The sequence below is a fragment of the Duganella sp. 3397 genome, from assembly GCF_031456625.1.
Taxonomy (GTDB): domain Bacteria; phylum Pseudomonadota; class Gammaproteobacteria; order Burkholderiales; family Burkholderiaceae_D; genus Rugamonas; species Rugamonas phyllosphaerae.
The window spans coordinates 734,620-747,326 of record NZ_JAVDVB010000005.1; the positions used below are offsets into that span (position 1 = coordinate 734,620).

Genomic DNA, 12,707 nt, shown 5'->3' on the forward strand with positions numbered 1-12,707 from the left:
TACCTTAGATCGCTTGCATCAGCGATTGCAACATGGTGCTCTCGGTCTGGATGACCTTCGAGTTGGCCTGGTAGTTGCGCTGCGACGTCATCAGGCCGACCAGTTCGGAAGTGATGTCCACGTTCGACTGTTCCAGCGACGATGCACTGATGGTGCCTGCCATGCCCACCCCGGGAGCGTTGACCAGCGGCTGGCCCGAGCTTACCGATTCCACCCAGCTGGTGCCCGTGACGGTGGTCAAGGCGCCTTCGTTGGCGAAGTTGGCCATCGCCAGGCGGCCGACAGTCTGTTTCTGGCCGTTGGTGTACGTGGCAATCAGCGAACCGTCGCTGCCCAGCGCCACGCTGGTGAAGGTGCCAGACGCGTAACCGTCAGCGCTGTTGGTCGATGTGGTCGCTTCGCCGGCGAAGCCGGTGGTACCGGCGTAGTCGATGGCGATGCTGCCCAGCTTGCCGCCGTTGGCGGCAGTGACGTTCAGGGCGATGGTCGAGATGGTGTCGTCGGCTACTGCGTTGACGCTTGCCATTGCACCGGTATTCTGGTCGAATTTCAGCGCGGTGGTGGCGCCCGACACCAGCGCGCCGTCGAGCACGTAGTTGACGTTGACCAGGTTAGGATCGGTATTGTCGCGTACGAAATACTGGGTCAGCGTGTGCTTGCCGCCCAGGGTGTCGTAGACGACGGTAGCCTTGGACATATTGAAGGTGTTCGGCTCCGGCGGAGTGGCAGGCGTGATCGGCGGGGTGTTGAAGGTACCGAGCGGTTTTGCCCAGTCCGCCGACATATTGCCGATGTAGTTCATTTTGGCCGACACCACGGCCGGAATCGCACCGGTTGGAATCGGCAGGTCGCCGACGGCGCCCAGGGTGCCGGTGGCGGTATCGATCGGGTAGCCCTGTACGCGCCGACCCTGGGCATCGATCAGGAAGCCTTCCTTCGACGCGTCAAAGATGCCCACGCGGGTGTACTCGGTCTGGCCGGTGTTGGCGTCCTTGGCGATGAAGAAGCCGGAGCCGTTGATCGAGGCGTCCAGCGAGCGGCCGGTGCTGAGAATACCGCCCGGTTTGCTGATGTTCTGGGTCACGGAACCGATGGTCACGCCCACCTGGGCTTCACCGGAGACCAGCGACGAGAAGTTGGCGCGTTCAGCCTTGTAGCCATAGGTGCCGGCATTGGCAATATTCTGGCTGGTGCTGTTGAGGGATTCGTTGATAGCCTGGATGCCAGACAATGCGATATCGAAACTCATGATGGAGATCCTTCGAAAGAGAGTGAATTATTGAATGGCTAAAGCTGTCTTGCCGTTGAACGCGGTGATCGCGCCCGGATCGATTTCGCCGAGGTTGGCAACGTTGAGCACCACCCCGCCGGCAGCGGAGATGCGTACACTGTTCAGGCGGCCCTGGATATCGATCGCAGGGCTTTCCTTGGTGCTTGTTTCCACCGCCATGCTGTAGGTACCTGCTGGCAAACCCAGCTTGGCCGGGTCGATGGTGAACGGTACATTGCCAGGCGCTACGGTGCCGAGCTTGATGGTGTACGCGCTGCCGTCGTCGCCCTTGAGTACAAGGTTGGTCGTGGCGCTGCTTGCTTCCAGCGTTACCTGGCCCTGTATCGGGGCGGTGCCGTCGATGCGTACCTGGCGCGTTTCCGCCATCACGTCCGAACCGACCTGCGCACCCAGCGACAGCACCTGCATGCTTTGCAGGATGCTTGAGTTGGCACTGGTCAGCGTCGAGAGCTTTTGCAGCGCCTCGGTCTGCGACAGCTGCGTCAATTGCTGGACGAACTGGGCTGGGTCCGACGGCGATAGCGGATCCTGGTTCTGGATCTGTGCCACCAGCAGTTTGGTGAACATGTCGGAGGCTTCGCTGGCCGTGTTCGGCGTTACACCGTTGCTGAGGCCGGTGCTACTCGTGGTCGTGCCGTTGTTGAGGAGACTGACTGCCATGACTTAACTTTCACCAAGTTTGAGGAGGGATTGCTGCATCGTGCGGATACGTCCGAGGACTTCGACATTGGTTTCGAATGCGCGCGAGGCCGACATCATGTCGGCCATCTCCGCCACTTCGTTGACGTTTGGGTAGAACACCATGCCGTCGGCATTGGCCATCGGGTGGCCTGGTTCGTACACCTTGCGCAGTGGTTCGGCCGACTCGACCACGTCGAGCACCTGCACCTTGCCGCCCATCGACATGCCATTGCTGTCTGCGCCCATCATGGTGGCGAACACCGGCTTGCGGGCGCGGTAGGTCTCGCCTTCGTTGCCGGCCACGGCGTCGGCGTTGGCCAGGTTGGAGGCGATGGTATTCAAACGCACGCTCTGTGCGGCCATTGCCGAGCCGGCGATCTCGGAAATATCTTTAAACGACATGTCGTTCCCTTGCGATTGGTGGTGCGGTCTTATTGACCGGCGATGGCCTTGGCTAGGCCCTTGAGCTTCATGTTCACGAAGGTCAGGCTGGTCTGGAAGTCGGCGGCGTTTTGCGAAAACGCCGCTTGCTCAACGCCGAGTTCGACGGTGTTGCCGTCGCGCGTGGGGTGGAACGGCACACGGTACATATTCGCCGCTTCGTCATCGCCGCCGAGTTCGCCGGTGGCTTCAGCCTGCAGGTTGGCCAGGGCGGCGCCGAAGTCCATGTCGCGCGCCTGGAAGCCCGGGGTGTTTTCATTGGCCAGGTTGGCGGCCAGGATGCGGGTGCGTTCGGCTCGCAGCTGCAGCGCATCGGCGTGGACGCCGGTAACTTGGTTGAAATTGATGCCCATGGTGTTCTCCTTGCAGGGTCGAATGGTGTAACTGTGGGGTACTATGTAACTGTTAATTGGTGTTTCTTAATAGTAACTTTGTGCCATAATCCTTATGGCAATCTTGCTCGACATGTAGAATGTCGGTCTGCCTTCAGGGGCGCTTTCGCTTGCATCATAGTAGAGGTATTGCCCATGTTCAACAAAACTATTGTAACTGCTTTGAGCCGAATGTTGCTAACCGGAAGCATAATTTTTAACACTTCCGCGCACGCCGCACCGGTCTCTGCAGATAAAGTCCCTCTGCTGGTAGAGAATGCGGCGCGAGAACATGTGTTGCGCTGGGCCGACAGTCGCGGCCTGCAGGAAGCCGAATTTGACATCGAAGTGGTCCGTGGCAGCCGCCCGCTCGCCGCTTGCAGTAAGGAAGTGACGGTGGAGGCAGCCGACAGCCGGCAGCCATCGCGCATGCGCTTTAACGCCATCTGCGCCGGGGACGGTGCGCGCGGTGGCGGTTGGCGTTACGAGTTCGTGGTGCGGGCCAAGGTTTCAGCGCGCATCGTACTCGCTGCCAACGAGATCGGCGCCGGCAAAGTCATTACCGATGAAGACCTGTTGCTTGAGCGTCATGATATCTCCACCTTGAGCGACAGTGTCTCGGATCCGAAAGAAGTGGTTGGGATGAGCGCCAAGCGCACAGTGCGCGTCGGCGAGGTTTTACGCACCGGCTCGCTGGCGTCGCCAGTGCTGGTAAAGCGTGGTGATCTGGTTAATATTATCGCCACGCGCGACCAGGTCACGGTAACCATGTCGGGCGAAGCGATGGATGCGGGCGCCAAGGGCAGCCAGGTACGCGTGCGTAATTCGAGTGGCAATATCATCCGTGCCAGGGTGACGGGGCCGGGCGAGGTACAGCCGGCAGACATGCCGCCAGCGCGCTAGCGCCGCACGGGCGGACCCTGTTGCGGGAGCTTGCAGTCCGGCGTATCTGTTCCGGAGTCAGTCCGCAGCGGAAGCAGCAGCGCGCTGCAACTGCGTAGCCAGCCGCGCCAGCTTGTCGGCGTAGCCGGGGTCGGTGGCATAGCCGCCGCGCGCCAGGCCGTTGGCAAAAGCGCGGGCATCGCCCCCGGTATTGAGCGCGGCCTGGTAGCGCGGATTGCCGGCCAGCATGTCGGCATAGTCGCGGAAGGCGCTTGCCGTATCGGGATAGCTGCGGAAACGCTCGGTCTTCTTGAGCATGGCGCCGTGTTCGAACTCGGTGGTAGTGGCGCTGGCGACCTCTCCCTGCCAGTTGCCGCCGGCCTTGATGCCGAACAGGTTGTTGGTGTCGATACCACCCTTGCGCAGCGGTTGGCGCCCCCAGCCGGACTCCAGTGCCGCGTGCGCCACAACTAACTCGGGCGCGACGCCCAGCTTGTCGGCTGCCTCGCTGGCCCAGGGCTTAACCGAGGCCAGGAATTGTTGGCGGCTCTCGCTGTCCACGGCGCCATCGTCGATAGCGCCGCCCACCTGGCGTGCATTGAGTGCCGCCAACTGCATGGCCTGTGCAGAGGAGGGGGCAAGATTGTTGCTGAAACCACCGTCACCCCGGCTGATATAGCCAGCCACATCGTTCTGCACCTGCTGGAAGGTACTGGAGAACGCACCGGTCGACACCGCGCTGCCGAAGCCGGCCGTAGGCCGGGTTGGGCTGATATTCGCGGTGGTCGCCGCTGTGGCGGCAGTAAAAGCAGTGGAATTAAATTGGCTCATAGGTATGTTCTTCGCCATGCAACACGCGCTGCATGATGCCATGCTGTTCGACCAGCAGATCGGCATTGCGCTTCGACAGGCGCTTGCACTCGATCACCAGCGCTTCGAGCGCCAGCCAGTCAGCTTCTATTTTCTCGCGTGCTGCCGGTTTGAGCAAGGCAAATGCCTGTGCCATGGTGCCCTGGGGACCGTTTAGGTGTTGCGCTAGCGCAACGCGCTCGATGCGCCTGGCATCCACTACTGCCACTGCGGTAGTGAGCTGTTCGACGATCTCAACCAGGCGCGGCCCCTGATGGCGCAGCGCGGCGCTGAACTGTTCTTCCAGCACTGCCGCCAGTGCGCTGTAAGCTTGCAGATCGGCGGCGATACCGGACAGCAGTGCGCGCATGGCGTCCTGGCGCGATGCCGGCGATGGCGTCGGTGAACGAGACGCGGGCGACGCTCGGGCTGCAGCATTGCTCATTTTTCCACTCCGTGGAAGCGCTGGATCAGGCCCGCGAGCTTGGCGGGATCGAACGGCAGCTCGCCCTTGGCCAGCGCATCACGCAGCATGTCCACTTTCTCCTGGTCGATCTCGGGCATGTCGCGCATTGCCTGCAGCGCCGGCTGCATCACCGCCGACTGCAGCGGCGCCGACGACGCGGGGGCGGCTGCAGCTTCGGCGCCGTCCACCGGCGCCGGCTCGGCAACGCGCTGGACGACCATGCCGTCCGGGGTCGAACTGGTGATTCTCATACGGGTGCCTCTGGTTGGCTTGGTTTGCATGGCGTTATTGTAGCGTCAGTTGTTGCGGCCGAGCGAATCGCGCAGTTTTTGCAGCAGGCCCGGATCGGGCAGGGCGGTGTTGATCTGGTCGGTCAGCGGCACCGTGTGGTCCGGCATGCCAAACATCGAGGCAATGGTTTTGGCCTGGCTGGTGGTCAGGATCAGCAGCTCGATGCGGCGGTTGACGCCGGCGTCGGCGCGCTTGACGTCGAGCGGTGCGCGGTCGGCCATGCCCACCACTTGCAGCACCGATTCGGCGTTCATGCTACCGGCAAGCAACTGGGCGCGGGCCGACATGGCGCGGTTGGCCGACAGCGTCCAGTTCGAAAACGCCGCGTAGCTGGTGTCGGCGTACTGCATCGAATCGGTGTGGCCGACGATCAGCATCTGGTTTTCCATCTTCGCGAACAGCGGCCCCATCTTGCGCAGCAGAGCGCGGAACTTGTCCGTCGGCACGGCGCTGCCGCGCACGAACATGCCCTGTCTGTCGGTGTCGTGCAGCATCACGCGCAAGCCGTAAGGTGTGACCACCGCTTCCAGGTTGGAGGTCAGGCCAAAGTCGGCGCTCATCTTGGTCAGCGCCTTGGAGAGCGCCTGCAAATCGTCCGGGCTGTCGTACTTGACCTTGGCGTCGGTAGGGGCAGCCGACGGCTCGCCCTGGGCCAGCTTTTCGCCGGGCGTGTCGGTGCTGCCGGTATGTGGCATCGGGAAGCGGTCAATCAGGCTGCCGCGCGGACCGCCCACCTGCTCGGGCATCACGCCCTTGCCCTGGTCGGTTTTGGCGCCGTCCGATTCGGTCATGACCTGTTCCAGTGCCTCGGTATTGCGGGCGGCAATCAGCCACAGTACCAGGAACAGACACATCAGCGCGAGACAGAAGTCGGCGAATGCGACCTTCCAGGCGCCGCCGTGGTCGTCGTGCTTGTGCTTGCCGCCACCACGCTTGATGATGGTCTGGTCATGCGCTTTGTCATGCGGCTTTAGCACCACGACCTCCCCGGCGGCTGTCGTCGGCCGGCTCGCTGTCGCGGCCTTCCAGGTCATTGATCCAGCGCTCGAGCTGGGCAAAGCTCGGCTTGATGTTCAGCGGTACCAGGCGGCGGCCCGAGTCGATCGCCAACAACGCCGGTTTGCCGGCCACGTGGGTCACCAGCACCACTTTGACGGTTTCCTTGTTCGACGCTTCCTGGTTGACCAATTGCTTGAGCATATTGCACAGTGGATCGATCAGGCCGTAGCACAGGAAAATACCGATGAAGGTGCCGACCATGGCCGCGCCGACGTTTTCGGCGATCTCGCCCGAGGTGGCGCCTTGGCTGACGGTGCTCATGGTGATCACGATACCGAGCACGGCGGCCAGAATGCCGAAGCCCGGCATCGCTTCGCCGATCTTGCCCAGCGACTTGGCCGGCTGTTCGAGCTCGGTGTGGAGCGCTTCCAGTTCCTGGTCCAGCACGCCTTCGAGTTCGTGCGCGTTGATCTTGCCCATCGCCATCAGGCGGAAGTTATCGACGATGAAAGCGAGCAGTTTCGGCTCTTCCAGCACGCGCGGATAGCGCTGGAACAGCGGGCTGTCCTTCGGCGCTTCGACGTGGGCGTCCAGCGCTTTCAGGCCGCCGGCGGCCAGTTGCAGCAGTTCGTACATCAGCAGCAATAACTGGCGCTGGAATTCGGAGTCGTACTTCTTGCGGATGATGATCTTCTTGATCTGGGTCATCAGCTCCTTGAGCACGTGGTTCGGGTTGCCCAGCACCAGTGCGCCGAGGCCGGCACCGCCGATCACGACCAGTTCCAGCGGGTGCCATATCTGGTGGAAGGTGCCGCCCATCAGGGCAAAGCCGCCGAACACGCTACCTAAAATGATGAGGATGCCAACTAGTTGCTGCATGATGATTCGCCTTTCCGCGTCATTTTCTTGAATTCCTGGTCGTGGAGGCCGCCATCAGGCGGCGAGCACGGCTTTCATTTTGTTCAGGGCCGCCTTGTTGAGCTGGCAGACGCGGGCGTCGGTCAGGTCCAGCACGGCGGCGATTTCCTTGTAGCTCAGTTCGAACTCGTAGTACATCTGCACCACCCGCTGCTCACGTTCGTCGAGGCTGCGCAACGCTTGCTCGAGACTGCGCCGCACCATCAACTGCTCTTCCGGCCCCGGGGCGCTGTCCTGTCCCACGGTTTCCTGCAGCACTTCGTCGAAACTGGCGATCAGCTCGGCGTTCTCGTCGAGCTGGTAAGCCTGGTATTGCTCGGGCGTCAGGGACAGCCCGGTCATGATTTCCTGCTCGTTGGGCTCACGGCCCAGCTTGCGGGTCAGCGCGCGCACGCCGTCGCGCAATTTGTGGCTTTGCTGGCGGACCGCGCGCGGCCGCCAGTCCTGCCGCCGCAGCTCGTCGAGGATCGCCCCGCGGATGCGCAAGCTGGCATAGCTGCCGAAGGTTTCATCGGGCGTGCCGTAGCGGCGCAGCGCTTCGAGCAGGCCGATCAGCCCGATCTGTTCCATGTCGTCGCGGTCGATCGCACCGGCCACCTGCGAGTTAAGCTGGCGCACGATGCGCTTGACCAGCGGCGCATACGACAACAGGTACTTCTGCTCGTCGGCCGGGCTGTGCACGGCCACCGCGCCGTCACTGCCGTCGCCGTAACCATCGGCATACGCATTGCCAAACTGCTCTACATAGGCCATGCCCGCTCCACTGTTAACCATGCTCGCTGCGGCTTACTCAATGATGAGCTTGCCTATCATCACATCGCTGAACGGCTTTTCCATGCCATCGTGCTCGTACGCTGCGTCGAAAGCCTTGTTCAATTCCGCTGCAAACTGGTCGATCGTCATGCTCTGAGCGGTGGCCAGCGGCAGGCTGGACAGCGTGCGCACGGCCACGCTGCGCAACATCGGCAAATGTTCCTTGGCCCGGCCCGCAGTCTTCTCGTCGGTGGTGATCACCAGGTCGGCCGACATGTAGTGGGCAGTGGTGTCGCCAGGCGAGCGCTTGAGCATGATGATGACCTTGTCCACCGTCAGGTACTTCGGCGGGCCTTCCTTCTTCTTCTCTTCCTTCTTCGCGGCCTTCTTGCCATCGGCAGAGGTCTCTTCCGCGTGGTCGGCGCCCTTGGACATATACCAGAACGCACCACCGGCCACGGCCGCGCCAACTACGACGACCAGCGCAATCGCGACAATTATTTTCTTGTTCATCTACAGATTACTCCTGGTCATTCATGGCAAAGGTTGGGACTGCGCCGTCCTGGTACAGCGCACGACCCGGGGTGCGAGCGCGCTGTTCCTGCTGATCTTGCTGCTGTTGGCGGCCTCCGTCCTGCTGGCCCTGGGCAAAAGACTGCGCCTGTGGGCGGGAGGCTGAGACAGTGACCGCCACCTCGGCGAGCTGGCGCGTGGACAGGTCCTGGCGCACGGTATCGCCGATGGCGTTGAGCTGGCGTACGACCTCGCTGTTGCTGGCCGACAGGTTCACCTGCAGACCGGCGGCACTCTGGCGGATCGAGATCTCGATGCTGCCCATGTTTGGCGGGTCGAGCCGGATCACTGCCTGATTGTTGTTGCGTTGCAAATTCACCTGCAGGCGTTCGCCCAGCGCTTCGCGCAGCGGTTGCTGCCATTGGTCCGGATTGCCGGCGAGTTTCACCGGCACGTTGCCTGCAACCGGCGGCGCGGTGGACGCCACGGCCGCTGGAGGGAGATTGGCACTCGCGAGCGCGGTGGCGAATTTACCCGCTGCCAGACCATCGTCGCGGCCAGCGGCGCCAGTGCCGGTAACGGGCGTGCCGGCAGCGCTGTCGGCGTGATTAGCCGCTGCGCCTGCGGTGCTGCGAGGCAGTGCGCCTCCGTTAGCTTGCGCCGCAGCTGCCTCGCGCACGGGCGGCACGAAGGCGACTGCCGCGCCGGTCATGGCCGCTGCGTTCGATTCTTCCCGCTTGACGTCGCTGGCACCCCGGCTGTTCAACGTTGCGGCTGGGACCGGACCACGAGCAGGGGCTGCAGGTACGACCATTGCCGCCACCGGCATGCTGCCGGCGCTTGCCGCCAGCATCGGATTGAACGCAACCGGCTTGACTTCGGCTTGCGCATTGCTGACGGAGGCTGCCGCGACATCGGCTACGCGCGTAGCCTGCTGTGCCAGGCTCTGTTGGCTGGCATCCTGCAAGGCGGTGAAGCCGCCCTGTGGCGCTGCGCCGACAGGCGGGGAAACGGCAATATTGGCAGCTGTGAGGTTGAATGGCGTCGCTGAAGGATATAGCGTTGCAATGGCAACCCTGTCGCTACGAACGACGTCCGGTATCGTTTGTGTCGCGTCGACTGGCGCTGATGCCGCCAGCGGCGCCACTGTCTGTGCCGGAGCGGGTCCCAGGATGGGGGGTGACGCGTACACGCCTGCGGTCATGGCGCCCAGGAGCGTGGCCTGATCGGCGGACGTCTCGGCGTCAGTGCCAGGATCGGTGACGTCCTCGGCGCTGGTCGTGGCAGGATTGCCGGCATCATTCGAACCAAGCAAGCTGGAAAACAAGGACGCGCCGCCGACGTCCGTTTTCTCGGAGAAGCGTGCAGCGAGCGTGGCTGGCTGGGCCTCGGCGCGCGGCGTACCGGTAGCAGCGATGATGTCTGCGGGTGCTGGAGCGACACCGGTGGCGCCGTTATTGGCGGCGTTAGTGGTAGTTTGGATGGCGATGGCGATGGTCATGCGATGGTTCCGTTTTCTGCTAGTTCGCTGTCAAGGGCGTAGGCGAGCAAGCCTTCTTTATTTGCCTGTAATTCGCTGAGTTTGCGGCCCGTTTCCACGGTGGCAAGGTCGCAGCGACGCACAGCTTCCTGGTGTACCTGGCGCAGCCCCGCGAGCGCGGCCTTTTCAGCTACTTGCCATGGGCCCTGCGTAGCCATCTGGGGCAAGGTCGAGGCGAGCAGCGTATTAATAGCTGCCAACATCTTCCAGTCCTCGCCCTCGACCGCGATATGCATTTTTTGCGTCAGCGAGAGCAGCGTACGTTGTCTATCCACCACTGGCCTTCGCTTGTACGCCCAGCCAGCCGCGTTTGATGGTATTGAGCAGTACCGTGACTTCATCGATGATGGTCGGATCGAGCTTGATACCGGCCGTATACAGGCGGCTGGCGCAGTATTCGTACAGGCGGCCGAGGTTTTCCACGACCTCGCCGCCGTTGTCGTAGTCCAGAGAACTCGACAAACCATTGATGATATCGGTGCACTTGTTCAGGCTGTGGGCCTTGAGCTCGTAGCGCTTGCCGACGATGTGGCCGCGTGCGCGCGCCAGTTCTTCGAGCAGGCCGTCGGTCAGCACCAGCACCAGTTCGACCGGCGAGGCGCGGGCGACCTGGGCGTCCAGGTTGGTGGCGTGATAACTGCTATAAGCTTCTTGGTTCAGCATGGTGTACACCTAGGGTAAAAAGGAGCGGCGGTGCGCTCCGGATTGCGACGGTTGTAATGAGTGCTACGACGATTCGCTGGAGAACAGCGCAGTAAACAGGTTGGACGTGTTGGTCATCGACGACTGCAGCTGCTGCAGCGCGGTGAACTGCGCCAGGTAGCGTTTGTAGGCGTTGTTGAACTGGCCTTCGAGTGTCGCCAGGCGCTTGGTGGTATCGAGCTGCACCTTGTCGTTGGCGCTTTTGCGCGCGCCGAGCACCCCGTTGACCGAGCTGGTCCAGTTGCTGACAATCTTGTTCATCGAACCGAGTACACCGCTGTCGGTGGTGCCCAGCGCAGTGGCGCGGCCGAACAGTTTGTCCAGTCCTTCGGGGTCTGCGGCCATTGCCTTGGTCAGGCGATTCGAGTCGAGCGACAGGGTGCCGTCGCGGCTGGCGGTAATGCCGTAGCTGATTAGCGACTGGCCGCCGGTGGCGGTGCGCAATGCTGCGTTGAGCTGGTCGCGCAGCGATTTGACAGCCGAGTCGCCAGCAAGGGCCGCGCTGGCGGTGCCGGCGGCCGGGTCGCCCACCTTGGTGACGGTGCCGTACGCAGCCAGCAGGTTGTTGTAGGCGGTGACGAAATTCTGCACGTTAGCGGCGGTGGCGCTGGTGTCGGAGGCGACTTTCATCACCACCGGCGCGTCGTTCGCACCCTGGGCCTGATTGACCGTGAACGAGACGCCGTCGACGATGCTGAAGGTATTGGTGGCCTGCTCGATCTTGGTGCCAGTGCCCTTGGCGCCTACCCAGACGATGGCGTTGCTGGCGGCTGACAGCGTGGTCTTGCTCGACAGCGCAGTGGCCAGCGCCGGATCGGCCAGGCCGGCGGTTTGAATCGAAGCGACCGCGTTCGCCGAGCCAGTCTTGGTGGAGCTCAGTACCAGTTGCGTAGCGCCGTTGATGGTCAGGGTAGAGGCGGTCACGCGCGAATTGTTGCCGGTCGCGGCATTGATGGCGGCGGCGATTTCTTTGGCTGTCAGGTCGTTCGGGCTGTCCGGATCGGTGTTCGCAGCGTCGAGCGACACTTCAAACGTGGTGCCGTCGCCCATGGCAATGTTGAACTTTCCGGGCGTGGCGGGACTGGTGTTAGGTACGGAATACGACACCTGGCCAGCCGTGGCCAGTTGCTCGACGTAGAACGAATAGGTGCCGGCGGTGGCCTTGGTGTTGGCGGTGCCGGTGGCAATGGCGGTGTTGCTGAAGGTGGCAGAATTGGCGCTAACCGATTTGGTGCCGCTAGCGATCGACGCCATCGCGGTCTGGAACGCACTCAGTGCAGAACCGAGCGTGGACAGGGCAGCTGAATTGGCCTTCGCCTTGGCGGCCTGGGCGTCGAGAATCGCCTTGGTTGGCGCGACATAAGAGTTGGCAAGGTTGGTCGCCGTGGTAACCGGATCGTAGGTCGGACTGGTGATAACTGTTGCCATGGTTCATGCTCCTGCAAGGATAAGTGAGTGTACCCTGATACAAGGCGACCCAATTCGTTTCCGTATGAAAAGATTTTTAACTTTTTTTTAGGTGTTGCGTGGACGACGCACCCGGCGTGTCGCACTGAGAAACTTCCGACAATGTTACTTTTGGCCGCGCCACCACGCTTGCGTTGCCAATTCGTCATGCTGCTTGCGTTCTTTGGAATGCTGTTCTTTTTGCACGACCTTGTGCTGCTTGTCGAGTACCTTGCCCAGCACTTCGCGCCTGGCCCACGCCGCATTGAGCGCCTGCTGCGAGACGGCCATGTCGGCTTCGTGCAAATGCAGGTCCACCCGGTGGTTGTCGGCCATCACCATCACGGCTTGCTTGTAGTCGCCGCAGTTGCCGGCCAGGGCAGGGTGCAGGTTGCCGCTGGCGCCGCTGTTCACGTACAGCCCGGTCAGGCGGTCGAGGTTTTTCTGGTAGCGATCGCGCAAGCTGGTCTTTTCGGCCATCTCGGTTTGCAGTCGCTCCACTTCGGTGTTGCGCAGGGCCACCAGGGTGGTCAGGTTGCGGATGTTGTGCTGGCTCATGGTGTC

The 12,707-nt window shown here is 62.4% G+C and carries 17 protein-coding genes; 1 reads left to right on the forward strand and 16 read right to left on the reverse strand.

The window, feature by feature from the left end; all coding sequences use genetic code 11:
- Positions 1-4: 4 nt before the first annotated feature.
- The 4 genes from J2X54_RS19545 to flgB are packed head-to-tail and all read right to left on the reverse strand — an operon-like array spanning position 5 to position 2,766.
- Positions 5-1,249, reverse strand: coding sequence for a flagellar hook-basal body complex protein (locus J2X54_RS19545; protein ID WP_310182778.1), 1,245 nt, complete (start codon positions 1,247-1,249; stop codon positions 5-7).
- Positions 1,250-1,276: 27 nt separating this feature from the next.
- Positions 1,277-1,951 (reverse strand): flagellar hook capping FlgD N-terminal domain-containing protein, encoded by a 675-nt coding sequence (locus J2X54_RS19550; RefSeq protein ID WP_070246683.1) that lies wholly within the window; start codon positions 1,949-1,951, stop codon positions 1,277-1,279.
- 3 nt (positions 1,952-1,954) lie between these two features.
- The gene (gene flgC, locus J2X54_RS19555; RefSeq protein ID WP_070246682.1) at positions 1,955-2,374 is read right to left on the reverse strand and encodes a flagellar basal body rod protein FlgC; all 420 of its coding nucleotides are present in this window, start codon (positions 2,372-2,374) and stop codon (positions 1,955-1,957) included.
- Between the two features lie 29 nt (positions 2,375-2,403).
- On the reverse strand, positions 2,404-2,766 hold the full coding sequence (gene flgB, locus J2X54_RS19560; RefSeq protein ID WP_070246681.1) for a flagellar basal body rod protein FlgB: 363 nt from the start codon (positions 2,764-2,766) through the stop codon (positions 2,404-2,406).
- A 174-nt stretch (positions 2,767-2,940) separates the two neighbouring features.
- On the opposite strand from flgB, the gene flgA reads away from it, so the two are divergent.
- On the forward strand, positions 2,941-3,687 hold the full coding sequence (flgA, locus tag J2X54_RS19565) for a flagellar basal body P-ring formation chaperone FlgA (protein WP_310182787.1): 747 nt from the start codon (positions 2,941-2,943) through the stop codon (positions 3,685-3,687).
- 57 nt (positions 3,688-3,744) lie between these two features.
- Here flgA and J2X54_RS19570 read toward each other — a convergent pair whose 3' ends face one another.
- The 12 genes from J2X54_RS19570 to fliJ all read right to left on the reverse strand — a co-directional run bounded on the left by J2X54_RS19570 (position 3,745) and on the right by fliJ (position 12,701).
- The gene (locus tag J2X54_RS19570; RefSeq protein ID WP_070246679.1) at positions 3,745-4,497 is read right to left on the reverse strand and encodes a glycoside hydrolase family 73 protein; all 753 of its coding nucleotides are present in this window, start codon (positions 4,495-4,497) and stop codon (positions 3,745-3,747) included.
- Positions 4,484-4,960: a flagellar export chaperone FlgN gene (gene flgN / locus J2X54_RS19575; RefSeq protein ID WP_084640542.1), complete on the reverse strand. Its 477-nt coding sequence runs from the start codon at positions 4,958-4,960 to the stop codon at positions 4,484-4,486. The genes J2X54_RS19570 and flgN overlap by 14 nt, the downstream gene beginning before the upstream one ends.
- Complete coding sequence (gene flgM, locus J2X54_RS19580) at positions 4,957-5,232, reverse strand: flagellar biosynthesis anti-sigma factor FlgM (protein ID WP_070246677.1); 276 nt, start codon at positions 5,230-5,232, stop codon at positions 4,957-4,959. Before flgM ends, flgN begins: the two co-directional genes overlap by 4 nt.
- A gap of 45 nt (positions 5,233-5,277) precedes the next feature.
- Positions 5,278-6,249 (reverse strand): flagellar motor protein MotB, encoded by a 972-nt coding sequence (locus J2X54_RS19585; RefSeq protein WP_229255238.1) that lies wholly within the window; start codon positions 6,247-6,249, stop codon positions 5,278-5,280.
- The gene (gene motA / locus J2X54_RS19590) at positions 6,233-7,150 is read right to left on the reverse strand and encodes a flagellar motor stator protein MotA (RefSeq protein ID WP_070246675.1); all 918 of its coding nucleotides are present in this window, start codon (positions 7,148-7,150) and stop codon (positions 6,233-6,235) included. The genes J2X54_RS19585 and motA overlap by 17 nt, the downstream gene beginning before the upstream one ends.
- Positions 7,151-7,204: 54 nt before the next feature.
- Positions 7,205-7,942: a FliA/WhiG family RNA polymerase sigma factor gene (locus tag J2X54_RS19595; RefSeq protein ID WP_070246674.1), complete on the reverse strand. Its 738-nt coding sequence runs from the start codon at positions 7,940-7,942 to the stop codon at positions 7,205-7,207.
- A 33-nt stretch (positions 7,943-7,975) separates the two neighbouring features.
- Positions 7,976-8,455: a flagellar basal body-associated FliL family protein gene (locus J2X54_RS19600; protein ID WP_310182796.1), complete on the reverse strand. Its 480-nt coding sequence runs from the start codon at positions 8,453-8,455 to the stop codon at positions 7,976-7,978.
- Positions 8,456-8,462: 7 nt separating this feature from the next.
- Positions 8,463-9,956 (reverse strand): flagellar hook-length control protein FliK, encoded by a 1,494-nt coding sequence (locus tag J2X54_RS19605; RefSeq protein ID WP_310182799.1) that lies wholly within the window; start codon positions 9,954-9,956, stop codon positions 8,463-8,465.
- Positions 9,953-10,270 (reverse strand): hypothetical protein, encoded by a 318-nt coding sequence (locus J2X54_RS19610; protein ID WP_310182801.1) that lies wholly within the window; start codon positions 10,268-10,270, stop codon positions 9,953-9,955. Before J2X54_RS19610 ends, J2X54_RS19605 begins: the two co-directional genes overlap by 4 nt.
- Entirely contained in the window at positions 10,263-10,658 is a 396-nt protein-coding gene (fliS, locus tag J2X54_RS19615) for a flagellar export chaperone FliS (RefSeq protein ID WP_070246703.1), read from the reverse strand. Before fliS ends, J2X54_RS19610 begins: the two co-directional genes overlap by 8 nt.
- Before the next feature lie 63 nt (positions 10,659-10,721).
- Positions 10,722-12,125 carry a flagellar filament capping protein FliD gene (gene fliD, locus J2X54_RS19620; protein ID WP_070246671.1) on the reverse strand — a complete coding sequence of 468 codons (1,404 nt, stop codon included), beginning with the start codon at positions 12,123-12,125 and terminating at the stop codon, positions 10,722-10,724.
- Positions 12,126-12,269: 144 nt separating this feature from the next.
- Positions 12,270-12,701: a flagellar export protein FliJ gene (fliJ, locus tag J2X54_RS19625; RefSeq protein ID WP_310182808.1), complete on the reverse strand. Its 432-nt coding sequence runs from the start codon at positions 12,699-12,701 to the stop codon at positions 12,270-12,272.
- Positions 12,702-12,707 lie beyond the last annotated feature (6 nt).

Excerpts from the sequence above, each read along its gene's own strand:
- fliD (WP_070246671.1), bottom strand. The coding sequence starts at position 12,125 with ATGGCAACAGTTATCACCAGTCCGACCTACGATCCGGTTACCACGGCG.
- J2X54_RS19570 (WP_070246679.1), bottom strand. The coding sequence starts at position 4,497 with ATGAGCCAATTTAATTCCACTGCTTTTACTGCCGCCACAGCGGCGACC.
- flgA (WP_310182787.1), top strand. The coding sequence starts at position 2,941 with ATGTTCAACAAAACTATTGTAACTGCTTTGAGCCGAATGTTGCTAACC.
- flgM (WP_070246677.1), bottom strand. The coding sequence starts at position 5,232 with ATGAGAATCACCAGTTCGACCCCGGACGGCATGGTCGTCCAGCGCGTT.
- flgC (WP_070246682.1), bottom strand. The coding sequence starts at position 2,374 with ATGTCGTTTAAAGATATTTCCGAGATCGCCGGCTCGGCAATGGCCGCA.
- J2X54_RS19605 (WP_310182799.1), bottom strand. The coding sequence starts at position 9,956 with ATGACCATCGCCATCGCCATCCAAACTACCACTAACGCCGCCAATAAC.
- J2X54_RS19600 (WP_310182796.1), bottom strand. The coding sequence starts at position 8,455 with ATGAACAAGAAAATAATTGTCGCGATTGCGCTGGTCGTCGTAGTTGGC.
- fliJ (WP_310182808.1), bottom strand. The coding sequence starts at position 12,701 with ATGAGCCAGCACAACATCCGCAACCTGACCACCCTGGTGGCCCTGCGC.
- flgB (WP_070246681.1), bottom strand. The coding sequence starts at position 2,766 with ATGGGCATCAATTTCAACCAAGTTACCGGCGTCCACGCCGATGCGCTG.
- J2X54_RS19595 (WP_070246674.1), bottom strand. The coding sequence starts at position 7,942 with ATGGCCTATGTAGAGCAGTTTGGCAATGCGTATGCCGATGGTTACGGC.
- flgN (WP_084640542.1), bottom strand. The coding sequence starts at position 4,960 with ATGAGCAATGCTGCAGCCCGAGCGTCGCCCGCGTCTCGTTCACCGACG.
- fliS (WP_070246703.1), bottom strand. The coding sequence starts at position 10,658 with ATGCTGAACCAAGAAGCTTATAGCAGTTATCACGCCACCAACCTGGAC.
- J2X54_RS19550 (WP_070246683.1), bottom strand. The coding sequence starts at position 1,951 with ATGGCAGTCAGTCTCCTCAACAACGGCACGACCACGAGTAGCACCGGC.
- motA (WP_070246675.1), bottom strand. The coding sequence starts at position 7,150 with ATGCAGCAACTAGTTGGCATCCTCATCATTTTAGGTAGCGTGTTCGGC.
- J2X54_RS19545 (WP_310182778.1), bottom strand. The coding sequence starts at position 1,249 with ATGAGTTTCGATATCGCATTGTCTGGCATCCAGGCTATCAACGAATCC.